This is a genomic window from uncultured Bradyrhizobium sp. (assembly GCF_947648125.1).
Classification (GTDB): domain Bacteria; phylum Pseudomonadota; class Alphaproteobacteria; order Rhizobiales; family Xanthobacteraceae; genus Bradyrhizobium.
The window spans coordinates 193,943-219,663 of the sequence record NZ_CANSMR010000009.1 but is presented as its reverse complement, the minus strand read 5'-3'; the positions used below and the strand labels follow the sequence as shown (position 1 = coordinate 219,663).

The window sequence follows — 25,721 nt, the reverse complement described above, 5'->3', positions numbered from 1 at the left end:
GCCGCCAAGCTGGACCCGACAGGAGATCGCCTGCGCGTCAGGTGACGTCGTTGGCGATATCCTCTTCCTTGAGGGCCTCGCGCGGCTTGCCCATCAGCGCCGGCTGGAACAGCAACACTGCCGCAAGCGTAGTGACGAGCGAGAGCGCAAGCAGCTTGCCCATGCTCGCGGTGCCGGGATGACTGGACAGCCACAGGCTGCCGAACGCGGTCGCCGTGGTCAGCGCGCTGAAAAAGATCGCACGCGTCAGGCTCGACTGCAGCAGGTTTGTCCTGCCCTGCCGCCATGCCGTGACATAGTAGATCTTGAACGCGACGCCGACGCCGAGCAGCAGCGGCAGCGCGACGATGTTGGCGAAATTGAGCGGCAGTCCGATCAGCACGCAGATCTCCAGCGTGACGATGCCGGCGACCAGGAGCGGCACCAGCGTCATCAGCACGTCGACGATGCGGCGCAGCGTCAGCCACAGCAACAGGCCGATCGTGACCAGCGCCAGGATGCCGGCGTGGATGAACGCATTGACGATGACATCGCCCGACTTCAGGATCGAGACCGGTCCACCGATCGCGGTCGGCTCGGCCGCGAGCACGGCGTCGGCAAAGCGGCGCAGATTGTCGTTGTCGTTGGGATCGCCCTTCGGCTCGACCTCGACACGCATCAGGCCGTCCTTGGTCTTCCAGCTCGCGACCAGTTCCGGCGGCAGGTTCTGCAGCGTGACGGTCTGGGCCTGTAGCGTGTTGCGGAGCTGATCGAACACGATCTTCATCGGCGCGACGAAGACGTCCTGCGCCTTGTCGCGGATGGCCTGGCTCGAATCTGCCAGCTTCTGCAGGGCGTCGGCGAGCCGGCGCGCGGCAACCGCACCCGGCCCCTTGCCGTCGCCCGCGGTCCTGCGCAGGCTGTCGACCGAACTCTTCAGCGACTCGACATTCTCCTGATCCGACGGCGCCGGATCGACCGAGTCAGGGTTGAGCGCGGGGCCGAGCGTCTTCGCCGCCTGCGCGATCAGCTTCAGCTTGGCCGGCTGATCGTCCGGCACGAAGCTGTCGAGCGACATCACGCGCGACACTTCCGGCAGCTTCTCGAGCTTGGCCTCGATCTTCTTGGCGTCGGCTTCCGAGCGCGTCATCACATTGATGGCGTTGGCGCCGGTGTTCGGATCCTTCCTCAGGTCGAGGAAGGTCGCGATCGATTCCGCCTGCTTGTTACGCAGATTGATCGGGTTGAAGTCGAACTTCATGTAATGCAGCAGCGGCAGGCCCGCGACCGTGACCAGGATCGTGCCGACGATGATCGGGACGCGATGCTTTTCGAGGAAGTGATCGAGCGGCGCCAGGAAGGCGTAGCCGACCGGCTCCTTCTCGCCGGGCGGATTGAGCAGGTCGAGCAGCGCCGGCAGCACGGTGATGCTGGTGATGAAGGCCACCAGCATGCCGGCGCCGGCGATCTTGCCGAGTTCGGAGATGCCCTTGTAGTCGGTCGGCAGGAAGCACAGGAAGCCGGCCGCGGTCGCCATCGCCGCGAGCGACAGCGGCACCGCCGAGCGGCGCGCTGCGTTTTCCAGCGCCAGCGTCAGATTGTCGTTCTTGTAACGCTCGGAGCGGTAGCGGACGCTGAATTGGATGCCGAAGTCGACGCCGAGACCAACGAACAGCACCGCGAAGGCGATCGAAAGCAGGTTCAGCGACCCGACCATCATCAGGCCGACCGCCGTGGTGATGGCAAGGCCGATGAACAGGTTCACGAACACCGCGAAGATGATCTTGCCGGAATGCAGCGCCAGCCAGAGGATGATCAGCACGATCACCACGGTGCCGATGCCGTTGGTGATCGCACCGTCCTGCACGGTGGCGTATTCCTCGTTGGCGATCGGCACGGGTCCGGTCAGGCGAACGCGCGCGTGATATTCGGTCGGGAATTTCAGATCGGCCGCGGCCTTGCGGATCGCATCGGTTGCGCCCTTGCCCGGCTCCAGCGCCGAATAGTCGATGATCGGCTTGATCTCGATGAAGGCGCGCTTGTCCGAATCGGTCAGCGGCTTGTCGCTGGTGAGCTCACGCCAGGAGAAGGTCGCATTGCCCTTGGCGAGGACGGTCTCGACGGTCTCGGAGATCAGGTTGAAGGGCGGCGCGGCATTGTCGAGCTTGACCTGTCCGCGCTTGACGCCGGCAAGGCCGGTCTCGAGCGCGCCGGTCAGTCCGCGAATTGAAGGGTCGCCGGCCATGATCTCGATCAGCGGCGCGGCCGATTCGAGCTGGCCCGTGACCTTGCCGACCTCTTCGGTTGGCAGGAACAGCAAGCCGTTCTTCTCGAAGAATTCGCCGGAGCCGAGCGCGGTGATCGCCTCGAAGTTCTTCTTGTCGGCTTGCAGCTTCGCGGTGAGTGCCTTCGCGGCGGAGCTGGTCAGCTCGGGCGTCGCCGCCTCGACGACAGCCAGGATCAGCCGCTCGCGATCAAAGGCTTGCTCGAACTGGTTGTCGCGCTTGCGCCAATCCAGATCCGGCGAGATCAGCTTGTTGATGTCGGTGTTGATCGAGAAGTTGCGGGCCGTGTAGAAGCCGGCGCCGATCGACAGCAGCACCGAGAGAATGACAACCGGAAGGGCAAAACGCGTACAGGTCCTAACAACGGAGACGACAATATTTGTCAGCACTTCGTTTCTTTCTAATCTCGGGGAAGCATGGCCGAAAACGCCCGCTCTGTAGCGGAGTTCCCGGGACCGATCTAATGTTGTTTTGGTTACCTTCCTCGACGGGATGGCGAGGAGGTTCCAAAACACAGGAACGGCCACGAGTCGCCGGTATAGACCGCAGGAGTGGGCGATAAAGTGACGAACAAGTGAGGGAGACCGACGGTCGCAGGACCCCAAACCCACACCATATTACCTCAAACCTCCCACCTCGCTGACCGCTCACCCGCTCGAAGCGCTACCTTTTTGCCACAAATCCCTGTATTTCCATGCCCTTGAGGGCGCGGATCACGTGCAGGACCTGAGATGGTGCGGACATTGCAACTGAAGTTGCGGCGTCCGACCGAGCGGAGTGCGTTGCCGAAAAGGTCGCAGGGCATGGAATGAGATTGGTGCAATTTGCGTAACGGACCACCTATGGAAGTGTTTCTTGCTCAGCCGCGCGGCTTTTGCGCGGGCGTTGTGCGCGCGATCGAAATCGTCGAACGCGCGCTGCAGAAGTATGGCCCGCCGGTCTATGTCCGCCACGAGATCGTTCACAACAAATACGTGGTCGAAAGCCTGAAGAAGAAGGGCGCGATCTTCGTCGAGGACCTGTCGGAAGTGCCGGCCAAGGCGGTGACCGTCTTCAGTGCCCATGGCGTCGCCAGGAGCGTCGAGGAGGAGGCGGAGGCCCGCGACCTGCCCGTGCTCAATGCCACCTGCCCGCTCGTCACCAAGGTCCACAACCAGGGCAAGCGGTACATATCGAGGGGCCGCGCCCTGATCCTGATCGGGCATGCCGGCCATCCCGAGGTCGAGGGGACCATGGGCCAGGTTCCGGGGCCGGTCCTGCTGGTCCAGAGCGTTCAGGATGTGGCGGAATTGCGGCTGCCGGCCGACGCTCCGGTCGCCTATATCACCCAGACCACGCTGTCCGTGGACGACACCAGGGACATTATCGCGGCCCTTCAGGCAAAATTTACAGATATTCAAGGCCCGGACATCAGGGATATCTGCTATGCGACACAGAACCGCCAATCTGCGGTAAGGGACCTGAGTAAGCTGGTGGACGTCATTTTGGTGGTGGGGGCCGCCAATAGTTCCAACTCGAACAGGCTTCGTGAGATCGGCACCGAGGTTGGTGTCGCGAGTTATCTCATTGCCGATGGGAGCGAGCTCAACCCGGATTGGCTGAAGGATGCGAAGGCCGTCGGCATTACGGCGGGTGCATCGGCACCTGAAGTTTTGGTCGACGATGTCATCGAGGCCCTGCGGCGCATCGGACCGGTGTCGGTCTCGGTCGTTCCGGGCCGAGAAGAGAATATCGAATTCCGGCTGCCGGCCGAACTGACTGCGGGCTGATCTGAACCCACTTCCCTTTGAATAAGTGCAGAAAGAAAATCGTCTAATGGCTATACCGTTCTTCAAGGAAATGCGTATCGGCGGTTATCTGATCAAGCAGAAGCTGCTTGGCCGCAAACGCTATCCGCTCGTGCTGATGCTGGAACCCCTGTTCCGTTGCAACCTCGCCTGCGTCGGCTGCGGCAAGATCGACTATCCCGATGCGATCCTCAATCGCCGCATGACTGCGCAGGAATGCTGGGACGCGGCCGATGAATGCGGCGCGCCGATGGTGGCGATCCCGGGCGGCGAGCCGCTGATCCACAAGGAGATCGGCGAGATCGTGCGCGGCCTCGTGGCGCGCAAGAAGTTCGTCTCGCTGTGCACCAATGCGCTGCTGCTGGAGAAGAAGCTCGATCTGTTCGAGCCGTCGCCCTATTTGTTCTTCTCGGTGCATCTCGACGGCCTGAAGGACCATCACGACAAGGCGGTGTCGCAGAAGGGCGTGTTCGATCGCGCCGTCTCCGCGATCAAGGCGGCCAAGGCGCGCGGCTTCACGGTCAACGTCAACGCCACGATCTTCGACGGCCATCCGGCCGAGGAGATCGCAAAATTCCTCGACTTCACCACCGAGCTCGGCGTCGGCGTCTCGATGTCGCCGGGTTACGCCTATGAGCGTGCGCCCGACCAGGAGCACTTCCTCAACCGCACCAAGACCAAGAAGCTGTTCCGCGACGTCTTTGCGCTTGGCAAGGGCAAGAAGTGGAATTTCATGCATTCCGGCCTGTTCCTCGACTTCCTCGCCGGCAACCAGGAATACGAGTGCACGCCCTGGGGCATGCCCGCGCGCAACATCTTCGGCTGGCAGAAGCCCTGCTATCTGCTCGGTGAAGGCTACGCCAAGACCTTCAAGGAGCTGATGGACACCACCGATTGGGAGACCTACGGCACCGGCAAGTATGAGAAGTGCGCCGACTGTATGGCCCATTGCGGTTACGAGCCGACCGCGGCGACCGCTGCGATCAACAATCCGCTGAAGGCGATGTGGGTCGCGCTGCGCGGCATCAAGACCACTGGTCCGATGGCGCCGGAGATCGACATGTCGAAGCAGCGTCCGGCGCAGTACATCTTCGCCGAGCAGGTCCAGAAGAAGCTCTCGGAGATCCGCCGCGACGAGGCGGCCGCCGCCACTGCCAAGCAGCAAGCGAAGGCTTCCACCGCCGCCTGATGCTCCATGTGAGCGGAGAGCAGAAGATTGAAGGGCCCCGGTTCAGCGAACCGGGGCCCTTTTTCTTGGATCAGGATGCCGCCTGCTCTTGCCGGGTTCGCAACAGCAACTGCTCGATCTCTGCGGCGCGCGCAGCGCTGAGTGTGCCACGCTCGATCCCGAGCGGGACATTGCGCAGCGCAAGTTCGCGGTACAGCGCGCCCGAGGCGGGAAAGCGCTCGTCTAGGGCCCGCAGGTGCTTGAGGACCGTTCCAACGTCGCCGCGTGCCACGCAGCCACCCATGCCGTTGGCGAGGCCACCGTCGAGAACGGCCGCGACCGTCCCGCGCAGCAGCGGCATCATGGCGCGCAGCGCGTCGGCCTCGCTGGCACCGAAACTCTTCCAGAGCTCGACGCCTTCCTTGAGCAGCGAGATCAGGAACGGACCGACATAGTAGGCCGAGGCATGATAGATCGCCCGCACGCCGGCCGGCAGCGCCAATGGCTCGCAGCCGATGCTGGTGGCGAGCCGTTCAAGGTCGTGCCGGAAGTCGCCCTCTGCCTCGATGCCGACGGTGCATCCGCGCAGCCCCTCAAGCGCGACGTCGGGATTTGCAAACATCTGCATTGGATGAAATCCGCCGGTGGCGGCGCCCGCGGAGCGCGCATGATCGAGCGCCGCCAGTTCGGTCGCGCCGCTGCAATGGACCACGCGGTGACGCGGCTCCCAGCGCAGATCGCGGCAGACCGGCAGGATTGCGTCGTCGCTCACGGTGAGGAAAACCATGTCGCAGCTGTCCACGACCTGTTGCGCGTCGGTCATCGGCCGTGCCGATGGCACCCGGGATCCGAGACGCTGCGCGGGATCGAGACCGCGGTTGTAGAAGGCCGCGACGTTCAGATCCGCGCGGGCGAACGCCGGTGCGAGCGTCTGCGCCACGCGGCCGGCACCGATGAAGCCGATCCGCAACGCCGACGGCGACGGGCTCATTGTGCGTAGCTCCGGTCGATGCGGTCGAGCCTGCGCCGCAGCGCCGGCCATTCCAGCAAGCCGTAGCCGGCTTGCAGATTTTGCACCGCTTCATTCAGCACCGGATTGGTGTCGCACTCATTGTCGAGCGTGATCTCGGTGCCGGCAAAGCAGGTCACCGTGTTGTCGATCGCCAGTTCGCTCGGCGCGTGCAGCGGCCGGCCGCAGCCGAGCGCATCGACCTGGATCCGGCAGGCCTGCTCCAGGCAGTAGATCGCATTGAACGCCTGCGGAATCGTGTTGCCGCAGACCAGGAGGCCATGATTGCGCAAGATCAGCACGTTGTTGCGGCCAAGATCGGCGACGACGCGGTCGCATTCGTCGCGGTCGATCGCCGGCCCCTCGAAGTCGTGATAGCCGATCCGCCCGTGAAACCGCATCGCCGTCTGCGACAGCGGCAGCAGCCCTTCGGCAAGCGTGCTGACCGCGGTCCCTGCCCTGGTGTGGGTATGCAGGACGCACTTCACGTCGGGCCGCGCGCGATGGATCGGGGCATGCAGATAGAAGCCGGCCACGTTGACGTTGTAGCCGTGGTCGGGCTGCAGCAAGGTCCGCCCCTCGATGTCGATCTTGACGAGGCTCGACGCCGTGATCTCTCGATCTGACTCCAGAGATAGCTCAGCGCCGCGCGCGCCAAATGGCCATGCGGCTCGCGCGTCGACCAGGTGAGGCTATGGACCTCGCTCTGGAACGCCAGCGCCATCAATTGATGCCATGCCGGATGAAACTCGACCCAATCATTGCGGTTGCCATACCGGTCATGGGTCAAGAGCTTCGGTTCGTGCTCATTGGCAAGCCGCGCGGCCTCCTGCACAGCTTCGCTGCCGGCATGGGCTCCGAGCGCAGAGAGCTTGTCTTTCGCCCATGGCACCATCCTTGCGATCTGGCCGCTCAACACGCGGTCGTCATCGAACGCGTTGAAGCCTGTGGCCGGCCGCGCCTGATTGCGGACTTCATGGGTCGCGAACGCACTGGCTTTCGGTTCCGCGGCGGTAGCCGGCTGGACACGCGCATTCATGCGGAGACTCTCGATACAGGGGTCAATTCAGGCGCGGGATGGCGAAACAGCATGCGCGCGGAAAGTCCCGCGATCGCCTGAGCGATCGCCTTTGCCGCGTCGGAGTCCGGGGCTGCTTCGGGCGCGAGGGGACCAACCAGCGCCTCCATGAACGCGCCGGCCACGCAGGATGCCGCGACATTCGCATCGATCTCGACGAACTCGCCGTCGGCGATGCCGCGCCGAACCAGCCTTGCGATCTGATCGGCCAGGGCGGCCCGGTATTTCAGCCGCGCCGCATCGATCTCGGGTTCACAGGGTTCGGCGATCAGCGCATAGGCCAGACGACGGCCACGCATCGCCCTGACGGCGAAGGTGTAGATCGCGTCCACCAGACACTGGGACGCGGATCCCTCCGCCTCGACGATCGCGGCGACAACGGCCACCTCGCGCTCGGAAACCAGGGCGAGCACCTGCGCGTACAGGTCCGCCTTCGAGTCGAAGTAGCGATACACGCTGCCCGTGGCCACGCCGGCCCGTGAGGCGATCAGGGCGATCTGGGCGTCCTTCCACCCACTCAGCGCCACCGCCTCCCTGGCGGCATCCAGAATGCGGGCCTTGGTCTCGACGAGCTGATTGAGGCGAACCGCCGCGATTGCCATTATGAACCTTTATTCATGAATACAGGATCATGGTTCACACTCTGTTGAATGGCGGTATCTGTCAAGCATCCACGGGGCGGTCCGAGGTCACAGGACGGCGAATACCGCCGCGGACGCTGCGGCGGCTGGGCTCGCAGGGACCAGTGATCGTCGGAGGCTTGCAGTGATCCGCGCAGGCAGGAGCAGGCCTTGAGGGTCACCAGCCCGCAAGCCGGCAAATGCACGTCCGGTAAATCGCCCGTTGAATGCAGCGAACCCGGACCTGCGTGGCATCGAGCCAAATCATCCGGGCACCAAAGCAAAAGGCCCGATCGCGATGCGATCGGGCCTTTATTTTTGAGCTTGATTGTTTTGAGCTTGGTGCGGCGAGCAACGCTGTCCTGGCCCGGGACAGTTGGATCAGGCCGCCTTGGCCGTGATCAAAACATCTTCCACCGGCATCAGCACGTCGTTGCCGAGCAGGAAGCCGCGGCAGCTGCGTAGCGAGCGCAGCGCGCGGTTGAAATCTATACCGGTCGACACCAGCGCCCGCAGCGTCCGCGGATTGCGCACGATGCCGCGCAGCACCTTGCGTAGATCGATGTCGCCGTTCGGCTTCACCGCAGACTTCGCGAGCTCGGGCAGCGCGCGGTGCGCGGGATCGCTGATCACGCGCAGCGCAGCGAACGGAACGCCCGCCTTGGCGGCATAGGCTGCCGCGATATGGCTTTCCATGTCGACTGCGGCTGCGCCCGTCATCGAGCGCAGCGCGGCCTTGCAGGCCTTCGCCGCGATCACCTGTTCGACGCCGGCAAGCCCGCCGCGGACGATCCTGCGGCGCTTCAGCGCGGCGCTGGCGATCATCTCTTCGTTCAAGGCGGACGCGGCCAGGAAACGGGTATCGCCGGACATCACTTCGGTCGCGACCACGACGTCGCCCGACTTCAGCGACGGATCGAGCCCGCCGGCCACGCCAAACGAAATCACGCCACGGAAGGTCGTCGGATCCAGCGTCGCCAGCAATTCACGCAGTTGCTGCGGATCGCTCGAGCTGCAAATCACGATCATGCCGGGACCCGCTGCGATACGGGCCTCCTGCACCAATCCAGTCACGATCAATACCGGCCGAGGATCAATTCTACTGCCCACGGTCTCGGCGGCCCCCGCCTCAACAATCACATCCCGACCCCTACCACCCTGCTATTGGTGCTTCTCAAATTCCGATACCGCGCCAGCGCCCAGAGCGGAAAGAACTTCGAGTAGCCATGATATCGCAAGTAAAATACCCGCGGAAACCCCGTAGCTGTGTATCGCTGCTCGTCCCACAACCCTTTTTCCGTCTGTGTTGCCTTTAGGTACTCCACCCCCCGCGCAACGGCAGGATTTTCGACCTCTCCGGCCGCCATCAATCCAAGCAAAGCCCATGCCGTTTGCGAGGAGGTCGACGGCGCAACTTCATAACCCTTGTAATCCAGCCGGTAACTGACGGCGTCTTCGCCCCAGCCGCCGTCCTGATTCTGGACCGACGCCAGCCAATCGACCGCTTTCCGAATCATCGGGTCGTTGCGATCGACCCCTGCGACATTTAGCGCACAGAGCACCGACCAAGTGCCGTAGACGTAATTCAGGCCCCAGCGGCCGTACCAGGAGCCCTCGTCGAGCTGGGTACGGCGCAGATAGGCAATACCGTCGGCCATCGCCTTGTTGCTCTCGGCGGTCTCGCCGAGCTGGCCCAGCATCGAGATGCAGCGCGCGGTGACATCCTCGGTCGGTGGATCGAGCAATGCGCCGTGATCGGAGAACGGGATGTTGTTGAGGTAATATTCGAGGTTGTTGACGTCGAACGCGGCCCAGCCACCGTCGCGGCTCTGCAGCCCCTCGATCCACTCGCGGCCGCGCGCGATCGCCTCGTCATATTCCCTGGTTCCGCTGTGGCGCCGCACGCGGTCCATCGCCATCACGACCACGGCGGTGTCGTCGAGATCGGGATAGTGATCGTTGTTGTACTGGAACGCCCAACCACCGGGACGCACGTCCGGCGCCTTGACCGCCCAGTCGCCCTTCAGCTCCAGCACCTGGCGCGGCTTCAGCCAATCGAGACCCTGCTTGGCCTTGGCGAGCGTATCGTCGCCGCCCGCTTCCTGCAGCGCATGGCAGGTCAGCGCGGTGTCCCACACCGGCGAGACGCAGGGTTGGCAATAGGCCTCGTGCTCGCCGACCACCAGCAGCTTGTCGATGCCGCGGCGGGTGACGGCGCGCGGCGGGAAACTCTCGTCCTTGCCGAGCGCCTCGTACATCATGACGATATTGGCCATCGGCGGATAGATCGCGCCCATGCCGTCTTCACCGTTCAACCGCTCCTCGGTGAAGGCGAGCGCGGCATCGATCGCGCGCTGGCGCAGGCGCTTCGGAAACATCGGCTCGATCACGCGCAGCACGGCGTCGAGCGAGCGGAATAGATAGAACCAGCTCGCGCTCTGATGCGGCGCCTTCGGCGCCATGCGGACCGATTTCGGGTCCTCCAGGAACAATTCGTCGATGCCGACGCCCTTCGGATTCTTGGCGCGCGGCTTCAGCGCGGCGAGCACCATCAGCGGCACCATGGTGGTGCGCGCCCAGTAGGAGATCTTGTTGATGTGGAATGGCGACCACATCGGCAGCAGCATGATCTCGATCGGCAGCACCGGCGTTGCGCGCCAGGTCACGACGCCATAGAGCGCGAGCAGGAAGCGCGTGAACACGTTGCTGCCGGAAGCCCCGCCGCGCGAACGGATCGCCTCGCGTGCTCGTACCATGTGCGGCGCGTCGACGGAGTCGCCGATCATCTTCAGCGCGAAGTACGACTTCACGCTGGCGCTCATGTCGAACGGGCCGTCATGCACCAGCGGCCAGCCGCCATGCGCGCCCTGGACGCGGCGCAGATAGTTGCCGAGCTTGGCCTCGAGCGCGGCGTCGACGGGCTCGGCCAGATAGTGACGCAGCAGGATGTACTCGGCCGGAATGGTGCTGTCGGCCTCGAGCTCGAACACCCAGTGCCCGTCGGACTGACGGAAGCCGAGCAGCGCTTCGGTTGCCTTGGAGATGCTCTTCTCCAGCGCGACCGGATCGACTGCGACGCCGTGATCTCTCGAAAGCATTTCGCTCGATGTCCTCTTCATTGCGGACCGACTGATCGAAAGCCGCGCCCGCTTAACAGGTCGAATCTAACGCCTGGCCAGAACCAGATCTGCGGCGCGATCACCCGACCGCACCGACCCCTCGATGGTTGCCGGCAACCCGGTAGCAGTCCAGTCGCCGGCAAGGAACAGGTTTTTTTGCGCCGTCGCGGGCCCGGGACGCAGGGCGTTCTGCTCCGGCGTCGCCTCGAATGTGGCGCGGCGCTCGCGCACGATCTGCCACGGCGGCAAGTCGCCGGAAACGCCGGAGGCCTTGCAGATGTCCCGCCAGATCGCCTGCGCGAGCTCCTCGCGCGGCATGTCGACCAGGCGGTCGCCGTTGCTGATCGTCACCGACAGCCGCTGCGGGAACGCGAACAGCCACTCCACGAGGCCGCCAACCACGCCGAGAATGGGCGCGGCGTCGCGCGGCGGATCGACGCGGAAATGCGCATTCACGATGGCGCGGAATTTGGTCGGGGTTTTCAGGCCGGGCAGCAGAGTTGCGGCGGCACGCGGTGGCACCGCGAGCACGACGGCATCGTCGGCCGCCAGCGTGATCTTGTCGCCACCGCCGAAGTCGAGCTCGCTGATACGATCACCGGACATGCCAAGCGTACGCAATTCGTGACTGAACTGGACGCTGTGGCCCCGCTCTTGCAGCAGCTTCACGGCCGGCTCGATCAGCACCGAGCTCAGGCCGTCGCGCGCGATCAGCGGACGGCAGGCCTGCCCGCCGGCGAGCAGCGTCTCGCGCACGATGGCGCCGGCAAGTCCGGCCGAGCCCTCCGGCGGATCGACGTTCAGTGCGGCGAGCAGCAGCGGCTGCACCAGGCGGTCATACAGCGCGCCCTTGCAGGGAATCGTGTTGCCGACGAGCGCTTCAGTTCCGGCCCAGGCCAGCGGCGCCAATGCGAGATAATCGCGCAGGGTGGTGTCCGGGACGCGGCGCGCCTCGTCGAACACCCACAGCGGCAGGCGGGAATCGCCGAGGTCGAGCTGCCAGCGCTGGCCGGAGGCAAGATCGACAAACGGAAACTGCGCGCGCGCAGGTCCTACAAGGCCGGCCTCGGTGCCGATCGAACGCGCGTAGCTCACCGCGTGGCGGTTACCCGACAGTAGCAGATGGTTGCCGTTGTCGATGGTGAGATTGGTGGCGGCGTCGAAATAAGAACGGCAGCGGCCACCGGCCTGCTGCGTCGCCTCGTGGACGGCAATCTTGTAGCCGCCATTGGCGAGCCGCACGGCCGCGGAGAGGCCGGAAATACCGGCACCGATGATATGAACGGTCTTTTGCATCAGATGATCGCGTAACGAAGAAGAATGCCGATCTTGGCGGCCTTGGACACCCGCACAGGCGCACGCGGGGCGGCGAAGCCGCGCGCGATCAGGAGATCGAGGATTGCGCGGTAGTATTTCGACATGATCCGCGGCGCGCGCACGGCGCGGCGCGAATTGCGCTTCATGATCTCGTCGGACTTCTGGAAGTGCATCTTGGCGCGCTCGGCAAGCGGCGCGCAGACTTTCGGCAGCGCGCGGTCGGCGGTGACGCGGGCCGGGTCGTTGTTGGTGATGCCGGCATGCCAGAGCCATTCGCGCGGCAGATAGAGCCGGCCGAGACCGGCATCCTCGTCGATGTCGCGCAGGATGTTGGTGAGCTGCAGCGCGCGGCCGAGATGGTAGGCGAGCTGGATGCCGTCCTCCTCGGGCAGGCCGAACACGCGCACCGACAGCCGGCCGACCGCGCTCGCGACGCGATCGCAATACAGATCGAGCGTTGCAAGATCGGGCGCGCGGATGTCCTGCGGCACGTCCATCTCCATGCCGTCGACGATCGCGACGAAATCCTCGCGCTTCAGGCCGAAGGCCTTCACCGACGCGACATAGTCCTTCAGCCGCTCCGGCGGACGTCCCGCATACAGCGCATCGATATCGTCGCGCCACTGCTGCAGGGCGGCCAGGCGCTCCGGCCGCGGACCATCGGAATCGGCGATGTCGTCGACCTGCCGGCAGAAGCTGTAGATCTGGAACATCGCCTCGCGCTGCGCGTGCGGCAGGATGCGCATCGCGGCATAGAACGAGCTGCCCGACGCGGTGCTTCCGTAATTTGCGTTGGCCGCCGCCTCAGCACTCATGCCCCTGCCGCCGTCTTGGAGACCGCACGCCGTCCGATCGCGCGCCGCGCAGTCTCGCCGGCGACACCGCCAAGGCTCCGCAGTAGCAATTCGACCGGGCCCAGATGCACGCGCTCGCTGAGCGGATCGCGCACCTTCAGCATGTTGACGATCTTGTCGGCGAACGCCTGGATCACCGAGATCTCGAGCCCGAGCCGGAAATCCTTCACTTCGGCGGCGAGCGACTTGCTCTGGTCGAGCAGCGCTTCGGTGCGCACCGCGAGCGCCTGCAGGCATTTGAGCAGAGCCGGCTGCGATTTCGCCTCGCCGAGCATCTCGACGGTCGCACCCGCGGCGGCCAGCGCATCGCGCGGCAGATAGACGCGGTTCAGATTCCGGTAGTCCTTGCCGCAGTCCTGCAGATGATTGTTGATCTGCAATCCGGCGCAGAGCGCGTCCGACGCAGCCCAGGTCGAAATATCCTCGCCATGCACGTCGAGCATGAAGCGTCCGACCGGCATCGCCGAATAACGGCAATAGTCGATCACGTCGTCCCAGTTTTCGTAGCGCAGCTTGGTGACGTCGAGGCGGAACGCCACCAGCACGTCGAGCGCATGCCGCGGCGGCATGCCGCGCTCGGCGAAGGCGCGGCGCAGGCTGACCGCTTCCTTCTGGCTATCGCCATTGCCGAGCAGCTCGGCCTCCATGAGGTCGAGATAGCGCAGCTTCTCCTCGGCCGGCAGCGTGGCGTGATCGGCGATATCGTCGGCGGTGCGGACGAAATTATAGAAGGCCAGGATCAGGCCACGATGCCGCGGATGAATGATCCACGACGCGACCGGAAAATTCTCGTCGCGGTGGGTCTTTCCGGATCGCAGGTCGCTCGCGGTGGTCATAGGAAATTTGGGCTACACTGGTCATGGCACGACGCAGGCGCGGACGGTCAGGCGCATGCGGGGGATTTGCGAGCCCCATATAGGGGAATACGCCACCAAAACCAATGCTATCTGTGACCGCCAGCATATATGACCGCGGCCGGCATGGCTGCCAGCCGCGGTGTCGATAGCGGTCCCTTGAGACCTGAATCCGGTCTTATTGGCCGTGGGTCTTCAGCACCTGGTCGCAGGCGGCGCTGATCTTGCTGCGGTTCTGCTGCAGGCAGGCGAGAATGGTGAAATCGCCCTGATCGATGACGGAGCGGCAGTGACGCTGCACGTCACGCGTGCAGGCCTTCTGCTCATCGGGCGTACCGCGCCCTTGCTGCTGGGCGAAGGCGCTGGACGAGAGCGGGATCGACAACACGGCAACAGCCAGGAGAAATTTACGCATCGTATTCCTTCATTTCCGACAGCAGAAAATCTGTTCCCGAAACGCGTTTCGGCATGGCCGGGACGGATTTTGGGGATTGCAGACGCCACGTAACGCGGCAACGGATTGACGACAAGCACTGCTAAATGCGGCTAAATTTGCGGCGCTGTAAACCCCCGCCTAAGCTATTGATTTACAACGTCGATTCATGCCATCACTTTGTCGCGTTCGGGTATTGCGGATCGCACTCGTGCAAAGCTAGATGCCATCAAGTCGGCAACGGTTTCTGATTCTGTTCGTTGACAACAGGGCGCGCGCGCGCCGCTTCTGTCGTTTGAACCTAACATTGTTGGGTGACACTAAACCTTCGATGCGGCGAGACGTTTTCTTGCGAAAGAGGCGTTGATTTTGATGGGAAAATTCACAATGAAACTGTTCGGTTCCAGCCTTTATGGTCAGACCCTCAGAGCTGTGGGCGTCGGCGCCGCACTGATGCTGTCTGCCGCCGCAGTCCATGCCCAGGCCAGCGGTCCGTTTGCCGGTTTTGCCGGCTCGTGGACCGGAACGGGCACGGTGGCGTTGTCCAACGGCACGACCGAACGGATTCGTTGCAAGGCCGATTACAAGGTTGCGCCATCTGGCATGAACCTGAAGCAGTCGCTGCATTGCGCGAGCGACAGCTACAAGTTCGACCTCTCCAGCGACGTCACCAGCCAGGGCGACCGGATCTCCGGCAACTGGAGCGAGGCCAGCCGCAACATCTTCGGCAATTTGCAGGGCACCGCGGGTGGCGGTCGGATCGACGTGTTTGTCGAGGCGTCCGGCTTTGCCGCAAACCTGAACCTGCAGACCAACGGCTCCAAGCAAGTGGTGCAGATCGACTCCAAGGGCGAGATCCGCGGCGTCACGATCACGATGACGAAGACCTGAGGCCACCGGCCGATTTGGCCTGGCAAACAAAAAAGCCCGGTTCCGAGCGCTTCGGAACCGGGCTTTTTGTTGCGGGTCTTTGTTGCCCGTCAATCAGGCCTTCTCGATCGGCGCCGGTTGCCCGCCCTTGCCGCGCAGCTTTTGCGACAGGTTGATCAGGAACATCGAGGTCGGCCGCAGGATGAAGAGGTCCGCGACCAGGGCCGCAACCATCGAGAACGCGCTGAGCCAGCCGAACAGCCGCAGCGAAGGCAGGTCGGAGAACACGGTGACGACGAGGCCGCAGGCCAGCACCACCGTGGTCAGGATCAGCGCCGGGCCGACCAGGACCGTGGCGCGCTCCACCGCAAGCTCCGGTGTGACACCCGGTTTGGTCTCGAGCCGCAAGCGATTGAGGAAGTGGATGGTGGCGCTGAGGCCGAGGCCGAACGACACGGTCAATGCCACGACGCTGGCGAATTGCAGCCCCTCCCCGAGCAGCCACAGCACCGTGCCTGACAGCACCACCGGGAAGATGCCGGGCAGGATGCAGGAGAACATCACCACGACCGAGCGGAATGCGAGCCCGATGAAGATCGCGACCAGCGCGAACTCGACGGTGAGCCCGCGGTTCAGCTTCTCGATCATGTTGGCGCTGTTGCGCGCGGCAATCACCGACAGGCCGGTGACCGCGATCTCGTAGCCGGGATGCTCGGCGCGCACCTTGTCCAACGAGTGATCGAGCTTGTTCACCACCGGAAGCAGCTCGCTCGAGTCGAGATCCGGGACGCGGCCCGACACCACGACCGCATCCTGATCCTTCGAGATGAAGCGGCGCACGAGATGCTCGGGGATCACGCTGACATATTCCTTCAGCGTCGCGACATCGTTGCTGCCGGCCTTCTCGGCGAGCCAGCGTCGCAGGGTCTCCAGCGACCAGACGTTGCCGACACCTGCGCTGTCTTCGACCATCGCATGAACGTCAGCGATCGTCTTGAGCGTCTCCGGCGAGTAGAGCGATTGGCCCTTGGGGAATTCGATCAGCACGTCGACCGGATTGGCGCCTGTCAGCTTGGCGTCGAGCCGGCTCGACGCCTCCACAGCCTGCCGCATGTCCGGCCCCAGGTCGGCGCTCCCGTAACGCCGCAAGAGATTGGCGTAGATGATTCCAAACCCGCCGACCACCAACAACGCGAGCAGGCTGAACAGCCCGGGACGGCCGACCATGCGCACCGCGATCCAGTAGCAGAAATTGCGCAACGCCTGCACGCCGGCATCGGCGCTCTGGAACTTGACCGCAAAGACCTTCTCGTTGCGCACCAGCAGGATGCCGAACACCGGCACTAGCGACAGCACCGCGACCAGCGCGATGATGGTCGCCGCAAGCCCGGCCTCGCCGAACTTGCGGATCAGGTCGGAATCCGAGAACTGCAGCGCGATGAACGAAATGCCCGCCGTGCCGTGCGTCAGCACGCAGGCCGGGCCGACCACCAGCACCGCGTTCTTGAACGCGGTGAACTTGTCCTGGCCCGCGATCAGCCGGTCGCGCGCCGCGAATGTCAGCTGCATCGAGTCGGAGAAGCTGATCACCATGATGAGCGGCGTCATCACGTTGAGGAACATGTTGAGATTGAAATTGGCCCAGCCGAGGCCGCCGAGCGCGAGCAGGATCGCGATCATCGGCGGGAACGCCGCCGCCACCATGAAGGATATCTTGCGGAAGAAGATAATGGCGATGACGCAGCCGGCGAGGATGCCGAGAATGTTGTAGGTCAGGCCGTCGCGCTCGACCGCATTGCGGATCTCAAGTTGCATGACCGGCACGCCGGACAGCTGGGCATTGAGCCCGCTGCCGCTGAGATCGTCGGCCATGATCTTCCTGATGTCGCCGACAACCTTGCTGAGCTTGTTGCTGCCGACCACCTCGGGCTCGAGCGACAGCACGACCAGCGCGAGCGTGCCGTCCTCCGACAATAGCTTGCCGCGGATGATCTCGTTGCTTTTGACGGTCTCGACGAACTTGTCGTAGGCGGCGCCCTCGGGAAGTTCATTCGGGAACAGCGCCGCCGGCAGCTTGCCGGGCTCCGGCGCCTGGCGCGCGGAGAACAGCGACACCAGGCCGCGCACGCCCTCGACGAGCTGCAGGTCTGTGACCATGTCACGGAGCTTGCCGAGATTGTCGCGCTCGAGCAGCGTCTTGCCTTCGACCACGACGAGGACGTCGAACTCGGTCGCCGGGAAGCGCTTGGTCACCGCCTCATATTGCTTGTAGTCCTTGGATTCGGAACGGAACAGCTGCGACAGCGAGTCGTCGATCTTGATCCGATGCACGCCGAACACCGCGCCGATCAACAACAGGACGAGCACGATGCAGGACAGGATCGGCGCCCGCATCGGGATCAGGCCGAGACGCTCGATCCCGAACGCGATGCTGGGGCCCGACCGCGGTTCTTCGACTTTCTCGACGTGGACCTGACTTTCGGAGTTCTTTTCGAGCATGCCCTGTCCAGTTCTGAAAACGGCTCAATCTGTCTAGCTTGGGTCTAGGGGCGCGAACGAGGCGGGTGAGCGCGGCTTATCGGCGCTAGTCCTTGAAAACACGCGAATATTGACCGGCGCCGGTTTTACCTGTCCGCCCCTTTGCTCGCAAGCGCGAGGGTAGAACCAAATGAGCGGGGAACCGCTGATCCCCACTATTAAGTATCTGATTTGTCACACCCCGGTAGCGCATTCTGTGACGATCCACCGCCGCTTTCGTCTTTCAACGCGACCCCGGTGATCTGGCGTGCCAGCCCCTCGCGCACAAGCCACGCGATCCTGAATGCGGCTTCCGGATAGCTCAGCCCGGCACGGTGGATGTTGGAGATGCAGTTGCGGTCGGCATCGGTGAGGCCGATCCGCGGCGCGAAGGTGAGATAGGCGCCAAGGCTGTCGGGCGCGGACAGGCCGGGCCGCTCGCCGATCAGCATCACCAGCATGCGCGCGCCGATGATGGCGCCGATCTCGTCTCCCAGAGCGACGCGCGCGCCTGACGCGACGACCACCGCACCGGTGTCGATCCTGTCGGCCGCAAGCCGCGGCAGCAGGTGCCGGATCAACTCGACGGCATGCACATTGACCGCTGTCGGCGACAGGCCGTCCCCGATCACGATGGCGCAGGAGCATGCGGTGATGCCGCCCCCTTCCAACGAACGTCGCGATGCGGAGTCCAGCATGCGTCCGAGATCGGGCCGCCGCAGATAGTCGCGCCGGCCGGGCGCCTGGCTCGACACCTGATGCGACGCGATGCCGAGGCCGGCAAGGCCGGCCGTAATACCGCTGACATCGAAGGCCGCGTGAACGGCGTCGCGGGCGCGGGCGTGGTCGAGCGTGAACGAGAGCAATGCATCGGTCGGCAGGCTGGCCCCGGACCGGCCGAGACCGACACGCGCCGGCGTGAGGTCGCGCAAATCGGGAAGCGACGGAGACGATGGCGCCGGCGATGTCGTCATGCTGTCATTCGGCGGGAACGGAAGCCTCGCGCAGCCGGATCGAGTAGTTCGAGGCGTTCTGCCGGCCGCTGGAGGCTGCACGCGCAAACGTGATCAAATGATGCGCAACCAGCGTCGCCGAGATCAACCCCTCGATGTCGCCGCGCTTGAGCCGGCCGAGCGCAAACTTCCAGAACACACGCCTGTAGTCGCCGAGCACGCCGACCTTCCAGAAGATGTTGCGCAGCATGATCAGGCCGCGCCGGATGTTGGCCCAGCTCTTCATCTCCGGGCTGACCGGCACCTTGATGCGGTTGGCATAGGTATAAGTGCATTGATGCAGATAGCGCGCGAACAGCTTCTCGGGCTGGTAGGCGATCTCCATGCATTTGCGCCACGAGCTGACCACGTCCTCATAGGGCAGCAGGAACTCGACATTGGAGTCGCGGCCGTCGTCATGCACCAGCCGGCCCGCCTTTTCGAGGCGATCCCACAGCGGCGTCTTCGGCAACGCTTGCAGCAGGTTAATGGTGAGGAGCGGAATCCGGGACTCCTCGACGAAGGAGAGCAGCGCGTCAGCGGTCTGGGGCTTGTCGGTATCGAGCCCCATAATGATGCCGGAGACGACCTCCATGCCGAACGAATTGATGGTGCGCACGCCCTCCAGGATCGGAACCATCATGTTCTGATCCTTGTGCATCGCCTTCAGCGCATCGGGATCGGGCGTCTCGATGCCGACGAAGATCGTCACGAAGAAGGCCTCGCGCATCTTCTCCAGGATCTCGGGCCGTTTGGCGATGTTGAGCGTCGCCTCGCAGGCGAGCCGCGTGACATAGCCGGTCCGCTTCTGCCACTCGATCAGATGCGGCAGCAGCTCGCTTGCCGCCTTGCGGTTGCCGATGAAGTTGTCGTCGACGAAATAGACGGTGTCGGTCGCGCCGCAGGCGCGCAGCTTGTCGAGCTCGGCGATGATCTGCTGCGGCGACTTCAGCCGCGGATTGCGGCCATAGAGCCCGGGGATGTCGCAGAACTCGCACTGATAGGGACAGCCCGACGAGAACTGGATGCTGCCGAGGAAGTACTTCTTGGTTTCGGCGAGCTCGTAGGCCGGCAGCGGGAAATCCGTCATCGGCAGGCGGTCGAGGGTCTTCAGCACCACCTGCTCGTCGGGACGCCTGGTGTCCTGCTCCAGACGCCTGATCAGCTCATTGGTCGCGTCGCCGAGCTCGCCGACATGAAGGTAGTCGAATGAGGGATAGTAGTCCGGACAGGCACTGACCGACGGGCCGCCGATCGCGACCACCAGGTCATGGTCATGCGCGCGGTGGCAGATGTCGTTCATCTGCTGGCGCTGGATGTGCATACCGCTGACGAACACCGCGTCCGCCCACTCGAAATCCTCCGTCGTCGCCGGACGCAGATTCTCGTCGACGAAACGGACCGGCCAGTTCTCGGGGAGGTATGCGGCGATCAGCAGCAGGCCCTGCGGCGGCATGAACGCCTTGACGCCGTCGGTCAGAGGATAGGAGTGCTCGAAGGTCCCAAAGGACGACGTATAGCGCGGAAAGACGCAGAGGATACGCCGTGCTGTCTTTATGCCCTCAGCTCTCATCAATCGACCCCGAAGCACCCGCAAATCTAACCATGGCGTGGAACGCTGGGCCAGAAATTCTTCAACATTGTGGCACTACATAACGTCACAATGGAGAGATAGTTGCTCTGCAGAATTTCGCTATCCCGTCAGGTCAACAGCCTGGCGGCGAGGTCGGGCAGCTGGCCCGCATTGGCAACGAGGCGGAAATCCTGCCCGGCAAGGCCGACGCGGGCGAGCCAGTCGTCGAATTCGGGCGCCCGCTTCAGGCCGAACAGGTCGCGGATGTAGAGCGCATCGTGAAACGATGTCGACTGATAGTTCAGCATCACGTCGTCGGCGCCCGGCACGCCCATGATGAAGTTCACGCCGGCGGCCGCGAGCAGCGTCAGGAGATTGTCCATGTCGTCCTGATCGGCCTCGGCGTGGTTGGTGTAGCAAACGTCGATCCCGAGCGGCAGGCCGAGCAGCTTGCCGCAAAAATGATCCTCAAGCCCGGCGCGGATGATTTCCTTGCCGTCATAGAGGTATTCCGGACCGATGAAGCCGACCACGCTGTTGACGAGCAGCGGATCGAACGCCCGCGCCACAGCATAGGCCCGCGCCTCGCAGGTCTGCTGGTCGACCTGGTGATGGGCGTTGGCCGACAGTGCCGAGCCTTGCCCGGTCTCGAAATACATCACATTGTCGCCGACCGTGCCGCGGCGGAGCGACAGCCCGGCTTCCCGTGCCTCCCGGAGCAGCGAGAGGTCGACGCCGAAACTGCGGTTGGCCGCCTCGGTGCCTGCGATCGACTGGAACACGAGATCGACCGGCAGCCCCTGCCCGATCAGGCCGAGCGTGGTCGTGACATGGGTCAGCACACAGCCCTGCGTTGGAATCCCGAGCCGCGTGATGACGTCGTCCAGTAGCCGCAGCAGGGTGCCGATGACGTTCGGATCGTCGCTCGCCGGATTGATGCCGATGCAGGCATCGCCGGATCCGAGCAGCAGCCCGTCGAGGATCGAGGCGGTGATGCCCTTGGCATCGTCGAAGGGATGGTTCGGCTGCAACCGCGTGCTCATTCGCCCGCGCAAGCCGATGGTGTTGCGGAAGCGGGTCGTCACCGCGCATTTCTTCGCGACCAGGATCAGATCCTGGTTGCGCATCAGCTTCGACACCGCCGCCACCATCTCCGGTGTGATGCCGCGCGAGATCTTGTTGATCGCCTCACCGGTGGCGGCATCCGACAGCAGCCAGTCGCGGAAGCCGCCGACGGTGAGCGACGACACCGGCAGGAAGCCGGCAACGTCGTGGCTGTCGAGGATCAGGCGGGTGACTTCGTCGTCCTCATAGGGGATCACAGGCTCATCGAGGAATTGCTTGAGTGGAACGTTGGCGAGCGCGAGCCGCGCGGCGATCATCTCCGCGGCGCTGTCGGCTGCGATGCCGGCCAGGCGGTCGCCGGACCGCGGCGGCGAGGCCTTGGCAAGCAGGATGCGCAGATCGTCGAATGCATAATTGGTGGCGTCGATGGTGTGACGATAGAGCATGGGAATTCGCGTCGAGGCTGGGGACGGCGTAGCCTAGCACCTCTTTGCGAAAGTCGTGCCATCAGCTTCGCCCTGTGCGCCGGAGGATGTTGATGAATGACGATGATGGCGGCCCGTCATTCAACACGGCGGCGCGCCGCCGGAACCCGATCGGCTCGGAGTCGCCTCATAAGACATTGGTATTATTTAGAGATCTTAACGGTTGCGGCGGCACAGAACGCACGCGTTAAGAAATTGTCCATGAAGATTTTGCATAAGCTTTAATTGGCCGAAGGTACTCCCCGGCCTCTTGGAGTGCCCTCAATGCCGACCCCCGTCACATCCCCCATCTCCACATCCCGGCCTCCAATGGCATCCCGATTCTCGCTTGCTGCCAGGCTGTACTCGACGTTTGCGCTGATTGCGGCGTTGACCGCGGCCATCACCGTCCTGTCCGACTACAACGCGCGGCGCAACGCCGAGCTGACCGCGGCCGTCGATCTCGCCAGTCGAGCCGCACTCAATGTCGAGCGGGTCAACTCGCTGGTTTACGCCGTGGTGATGGAATCCCGCGGCATCTACATGTCGACCGAACCTGCGGCGGTGAAGAAATACGGCGACGGGCTGCTGGCGTTCAACGAGCGCATCCTCGGCGTGGTGAGGAACTGGGAAACCCTGGTGCAGGCCGATGACGCCGCGCAGTTCGCGGTGTTCAAGAAACGCATCGAGCAATTCATCGAGTTCCGCAAAGAGCTGGTCCGCCGCGGCATCGAAATCGGCGCCGCCGCCGGGCGTGAGTGGGGCGACAATGACGCCAACCGCGACGTGCGCACCGCACTGAACAAGGATCTCGAGGCGCTGTCCAAGGTCTACGCCGAGCGCAGCAAGAAGCTGGCACAGCAGACCGACACCAACCGCGAGCTGGCGCTGCTGCTGACCGGGCTCGGTGCGGCGGCCCTGATCGTGGTGGTGCTCGGCGTGCTGATCATCGCCCGCTCGGTGGCCCGGCCGCTGTCGCAGATCACCACGACCATCAAGCACGTCGCCGAGGGCGCCGACCATGTCGACGTGCCGCATGTCGGGCGCAGCGATGAAATCGGCGCACTGGCACGCGCCATCAAGGTCTTCCAGGAGGCGATGAACCGCAATCGCAGCCTGAACGTGCAAGTCCTGCAGGACTCCGAGGCTCGCGACGCCCGCGGCCGGCATATCGAGAGCTTCGTCGAGACCTTCCGCGGCACCATCGGTGAGGTACTCCGCGCGGTGCACGACAACGCTGCAACGATGCGGCAAACCGCGCAGACCATCGCGACCGTCGCGGCGGACGCCAGCGGCCGGACGGTCGCGGCGGCAGGTGCGACCGAACAGGCCTCGAGCAACGTGTCTGCGGTGGCGAGTGCAGCCGAAGAGCTCTCCGCCTCGGTCGAGGAGATCGGCCGCCAGGTCAAGCAGTCCTCCGGCGCGGTCGATCAGGCAGGTGCACGCACCGACCGGTCGATCACCGAGATCGAGAGCCTTGCCGCCACCACGCAGCGCATCGACGGTGTGCTGAACCTGATCCAGGCGATCGCCGAGCAGACCAACCTGCTCGCGCTCAACGCCACCATCGAAGCCGCCCGCGCCGGCGATGCCGGCCGCGGCTTCGCGGTCGTTGCGCACGAGGTCAAGGCGCTGGCCGGGCAGACCGCCAAGGCAACCGCTGAGATCAGCGAGAATGTCGGCCTGATCCAGGCCTCGACCCGCAACTCGGTGGCCGCGGTGCGCGAGATCGGCCAGGCGGTGCGCGAGATCAGCAACGTCACCGCCAACATCGCAAGCGCGATCGGCCAGCAGGATGCAGCCACGCGCGAAATCTCCGCCAACGCGCAGATGGCCGCCCAGGGCAACGAAACCCTGGTTACGAATGTCGGCTCGCTCCGCGACGACATGGACCAGACCAGCAAGGCGGCGGAATCGGTGCTCGCGGCATCGAACGATCTGACCGCAACCGCCGAGACGCTGTCGCGCGAGGTCGAGCAGTTCTTCCGCAACCTGCGCAGCGACGCCGCCGAGGACCTGCGACGGACCGGAACCTGAACGGATCAGGCGATCTGTCCGGGTCCCGCGACAGGTTCCGACCAACCTGGAATGGTTAAGACTATCGCAACGCACGGGCGCAAATTGCCTGTGCTTGAGGTCGCCTTTCTCAATTTGATGCCCCTATAGAAAGTCACAGAGCGCGGGGGCGCGGGGGAAGTGGAAGCGAGCAATGAACGGGCTGTTGCCAAAGCCGAAGGCGGTGCCGACCAAACGGCTCCTCGCGCTCGGGATCGGTCTCGTCTTGAGCTTTTCGGCGATCTGCGCGTCCATTCTCTGGGAAATGGCCGGCAGGGACTATCAGCATGCGAAGGAAGGCGCGACCAACCTCGTCGCCTCCATCGCCAGCGAGATCGACCGCAACATCGAGCTCTATGACCTGTCGCTGCAGGCCGTCGCCGACGGCGTCAAGCTGCCGGAGCTCGGCAAGATCAGCCCGGAGCTTCGCCAGGTCGTGCTGTTCGACCGTGCGGCCACCGCTAAGGATCTCGGTTCGATCCTCGTGCTGAATACGGCGGGAGACGTCACGCTCGATTCCCGGACATTGACGCCGCGGACCGCAAATTTCGCCGATCGGGACTTCTTCCGGGTGCATCAGGCGCGAGCCGACCGCGGACTGTTCATTAGCGCTCCCTGGGTGACTTCGGACGGCGAATATCTGATCAGTCTGAGCCGCCGCATCAGCAATGACGACGGCTCCTTTGCCGGCGTCGTCGCGGGCAGCATGCGGCTCAGCTATTTCCACAATCTGTTTCGCAAGCTGAGCTTCGGCATCGGCGACAGCATGGCGTTGTTCAACACCGATGGCATCATGCTGATGCGCGCACCGTTCGACATCGGCAAGATCGGGCAAAGCATCAGGGAGTCACAGGTCTTCAAGCAGTTCCCGGCACGGCAATCCGGCTCCTACATGACGAAATCGCTCGTCGACCAGGTCAGCCGGCTCTATGTTTTTCAGGCCGTCGGACACCATCCCCTGCTGATCGCCGAAGGCCTCGCGCTCGACGGCATCTATGCCGACTGGTGGCAACAGCTCTGGCTGATCGGCAGCGTGGTGGCGGCGCTCTGCGGCGTCTCGATCGTCCTGATGTTCTATCTGCTGGCCGCTCTCAAACGGCGGGCCGCCGCGGAAGGCCGGCTCGCGCACCTCGCCAGCACCGATGCGCTGACAGGCCTCGCCAACCGCCGCCGGCTCGACGATACGCTTGACGTCGAATGGCGGCGTGGCATGCGCGCAAAGTCGCCAGTATCGCTTCTGATGATCGACGTCGATCATTTCAAGACCTTCAATGACACGTACGGCCATCAGGCCGGCGACGCCGTGCTCGCCACTGTGGGACGGTGCATCGCCACCAGCACCAAGCGCGCAACCGATCTCGGCGCGCGCTATGGCGGCGAGGAGTTCTCGGTGCTGCTGCCTGGCATCGGCAAGGCGGGCGCCTTGGAGGTTGCCGAGCAGATTCGCGCGATGCTGACGGCTGCGCGCGAATCCGAACATGAGTTGCCGACCGTCAGCATCGGATTGTCTTGCCTCGTCCCGGATCACGAGCGCACATCGCGCGATCTGCTCAAGGCCGCCGACCTCGCGCTCTATCAAGCCAAGCATGAAGGCCGCGACCGCGTCATCATCAGCCCGATCGGGTGGGACAAATCGGGCAAGCGGCACGTCGCCTGATCGAGATCGCGGCGGCACGGTCGAA

20 protein-coding genes are annotated in these 25,721 nt (G+C 64.1%); 5 read left to right on the top strand and 15 right to left on the bottom strand.

The window, feature by feature from the left end; genetic code table 11:
• Positions 1-37: 37 nt before the first annotated feature.
• Positions 38-2,653: an MMPL family transporter gene (locus Q0030_RS18715; protein ID WP_298370012.1), complete on the bottom strand. Its 2,616-nt coding sequence runs from the start codon at positions 2,651-2,653 to the stop codon at positions 38-40.
• Positions 2,654-3,106: 453 nt separating this feature from the next.
• On the opposite strand from Q0030_RS18715, the gene ispH reads away from it, so the two are divergent.
• Both ispH and hpnH read left to right on the top strand, forming a co-directional pair.
• Positions 3,107-4,033 (top strand): 4-hydroxy-3-methylbut-2-enyl diphosphate reductase, encoded by a 927-nt coding sequence (gene ispH, locus Q0030_RS18710; RefSeq protein WP_298370009.1) that lies wholly within the window; start codon positions 3,107-3,109, stop codon positions 4,031-4,033.
• 46 nt (positions 4,034-4,079) lie between these two features.
• On the top strand, positions 4,080-5,240 hold the full coding sequence (gene hpnH, locus Q0030_RS18705) for an adenosyl-hopene transferase HpnH (protein WP_298370007.1): 1,161 nt from the start codon (positions 4,080-4,082) through the stop codon (positions 5,238-5,240).
• A 70-nt stretch (positions 5,241-5,310) separates the two neighbouring features.
• Here hpnH and Q0030_RS18700 read toward each other — a convergent pair whose 3' ends face one another.
• From Q0030_RS18700 to Q0030_RS18655, 10 genes are all read right to left on the bottom strand, one after another.
• Positions 5,311-6,210 carry a DUF2520 domain-containing protein gene (locus Q0030_RS18700; protein WP_298370004.1) on the bottom strand — a complete coding sequence of 300 codons (900 nt, stop codon included), beginning with the start codon at positions 6,208-6,210 and terminating at the stop codon, positions 5,311-5,313.
• The gene (locus Q0030_RS18695; protein WP_298370001.1) at positions 6,207-6,797 is read right to left on the bottom strand and encodes a class II aldolase/adducin family protein; all 591 of its coding nucleotides are present in this window, start codon (positions 6,795-6,797) and stop codon (positions 6,207-6,209) included. Before Q0030_RS18695 ends, Q0030_RS18700 begins: the two co-directional genes overlap by 4 nt.
• A complete protein-coding gene (locus Q0030_RS18690) occupies positions 6,713-7,267 on the bottom strand; it encodes a hypothetical protein (RefSeq protein WP_298369998.1) in 555 nt (184 codons plus the stop codon). The genes Q0030_RS18695 and Q0030_RS18690 overlap by 85 nt, the downstream gene beginning before the upstream one ends.
• Positions 7,264-7,908, bottom strand: coding sequence for a TetR/AcrR family transcriptional regulator (locus tag Q0030_RS18685; protein ID WP_298369995.1), 645 nt, complete (start codon positions 7,906-7,908; stop codon positions 7,264-7,266). The genes Q0030_RS18690 and Q0030_RS18685 overlap by 4 nt, the downstream gene beginning before the upstream one ends.
• 399 nt (positions 7,909-8,307) lie before the next feature.
• Positions 8,308-9,036 carry a phosphorylase gene (locus Q0030_RS18680; RefSeq protein WP_298369993.1) on the bottom strand — a complete coding sequence of 243 codons (729 nt, stop codon included), beginning with the start codon at positions 9,034-9,036 and terminating at the stop codon, positions 8,308-8,310.
• A gap of 26 nt (positions 9,037-9,062) precedes the next feature.
• A complete protein-coding gene (gene shc / locus Q0030_RS18675; protein WP_298369990.1) occupies positions 9,063-11,024 on the bottom strand; it encodes a squalene--hopene cyclase in 1,962 nt (653 codons plus the stop codon).
• Between the two features lie 66 nt (positions 11,025-11,090).
• Entirely contained in the window at positions 11,091-12,341 is a 1,251-nt protein-coding gene (hpnE, locus tag Q0030_RS18670; protein WP_298369987.1) for a hydroxysqualene dehydroxylase HpnE, read from the bottom strand.
• Entirely contained in the window at positions 12,341-13,177 is an 837-nt protein-coding gene (hpnD, locus tag Q0030_RS18665; RefSeq protein ID WP_298369984.1) for a presqualene diphosphate synthase HpnD, read from the bottom strand. Before hpnD ends, hpnE begins: the two co-directional genes overlap by 1 nt.
• The gene (hpnC, locus tag Q0030_RS18660) at positions 13,174-14,052 is read right to left on the bottom strand and encodes a squalene synthase HpnC (RefSeq protein ID WP_298369981.1); all 879 of its coding nucleotides are present in this window, start codon (positions 14,050-14,052) and stop codon (positions 13,174-13,176) included. Before hpnC ends, hpnD begins: the two co-directional genes overlap by 4 nt.
• A gap of 196 nt (positions 14,053-14,248) precedes the next feature.
• Positions 14,249-14,485 carry a hypothetical protein gene (locus Q0030_RS18655; RefSeq protein ID WP_097670565.1) on the bottom strand — a complete coding sequence of 79 codons (237 nt, stop codon included), beginning with the start codon at positions 14,483-14,485 and terminating at the stop codon, positions 14,249-14,251.
• Positions 14,486-14,890: 405 nt separating this feature from the next.
• Here Q0030_RS18655 and Q0030_RS18650 point away from each other — a divergent pair, with 405 nt between their 5' ends.
• Entirely contained in the window at positions 14,891-15,394 is a 504-nt protein-coding gene (locus tag Q0030_RS18650) for a hypothetical protein (RefSeq protein ID WP_298369979.1), read from the top strand.
• A 93-nt stretch (positions 15,395-15,487) separates the two neighbouring features.
• Here Q0030_RS18650 and Q0030_RS18645 read toward each other — a convergent pair whose 3' ends face one another.
• The 4 genes from Q0030_RS18645 to Q0030_RS18630 form a co-directional block, all read right to left on the bottom strand.
• The gene (locus tag Q0030_RS18645; protein WP_298369976.1) at positions 15,488-17,872 is read right to left on the bottom strand and encodes an MMPL family transporter; all 2,385 of its coding nucleotides are present in this window, start codon (positions 17,870-17,872) and stop codon (positions 15,488-15,490) included.
• A gap of 197 nt (positions 17,873-18,069) precedes the next feature.
• Positions 18,070-18,864: an ethanolamine ammonia-lyase subunit EutC gene (eutC, locus tag Q0030_RS18640; protein WP_298369974.1), complete on the bottom strand. Its 795-nt coding sequence runs from the start codon at positions 18,862-18,864 to the stop codon at positions 18,070-18,072.
• A gap of 4 nt (positions 18,865-18,868) precedes the next feature.
• Positions 18,869-20,455 (bottom strand): B12-binding domain-containing radical SAM protein, encoded by a 1,587-nt coding sequence (locus tag Q0030_RS18635; RefSeq protein WP_298369973.1) that lies wholly within the window; start codon positions 20,453-20,455, stop codon positions 18,869-18,871.
• 128 nt (positions 20,456-20,583) lie between these two features.
• Positions 20,584-21,966, bottom strand: a complete 1,383-nt coding sequence (locus Q0030_RS18630) for an ethanolamine ammonia-lyase subunit EutB (RefSeq protein ID WP_298369972.1) — start codon at positions 21,964-21,966, stop codon at positions 20,584-20,586.
• A gap of 348 nt (positions 21,967-22,314) precedes the next feature.
• Here Q0030_RS18630 and Q0030_RS18625 point away from each other — a divergent pair, with 348 nt between their 5' ends.
• Complete coding sequence (locus Q0030_RS18625) at positions 22,315-24,021, top strand: HAMP domain-containing methyl-accepting chemotaxis protein (RefSeq protein WP_298369971.1); 1,707 nt, start codon at positions 22,315-22,317, stop codon at positions 24,019-24,021.
• Between the two features lie 172 nt (positions 24,022-24,193).
• The gene (locus Q0030_RS18620; RefSeq protein ID WP_298369969.1) at positions 24,194-25,696 is read left to right on the top strand and encodes a sensor domain-containing diguanylate cyclase; all 1,503 of its coding nucleotides are present in this window, start codon (positions 24,194-24,196) and stop codon (positions 25,694-25,696) included.
• Positions 25,697-25,721 lie beyond the last annotated feature (25 nt).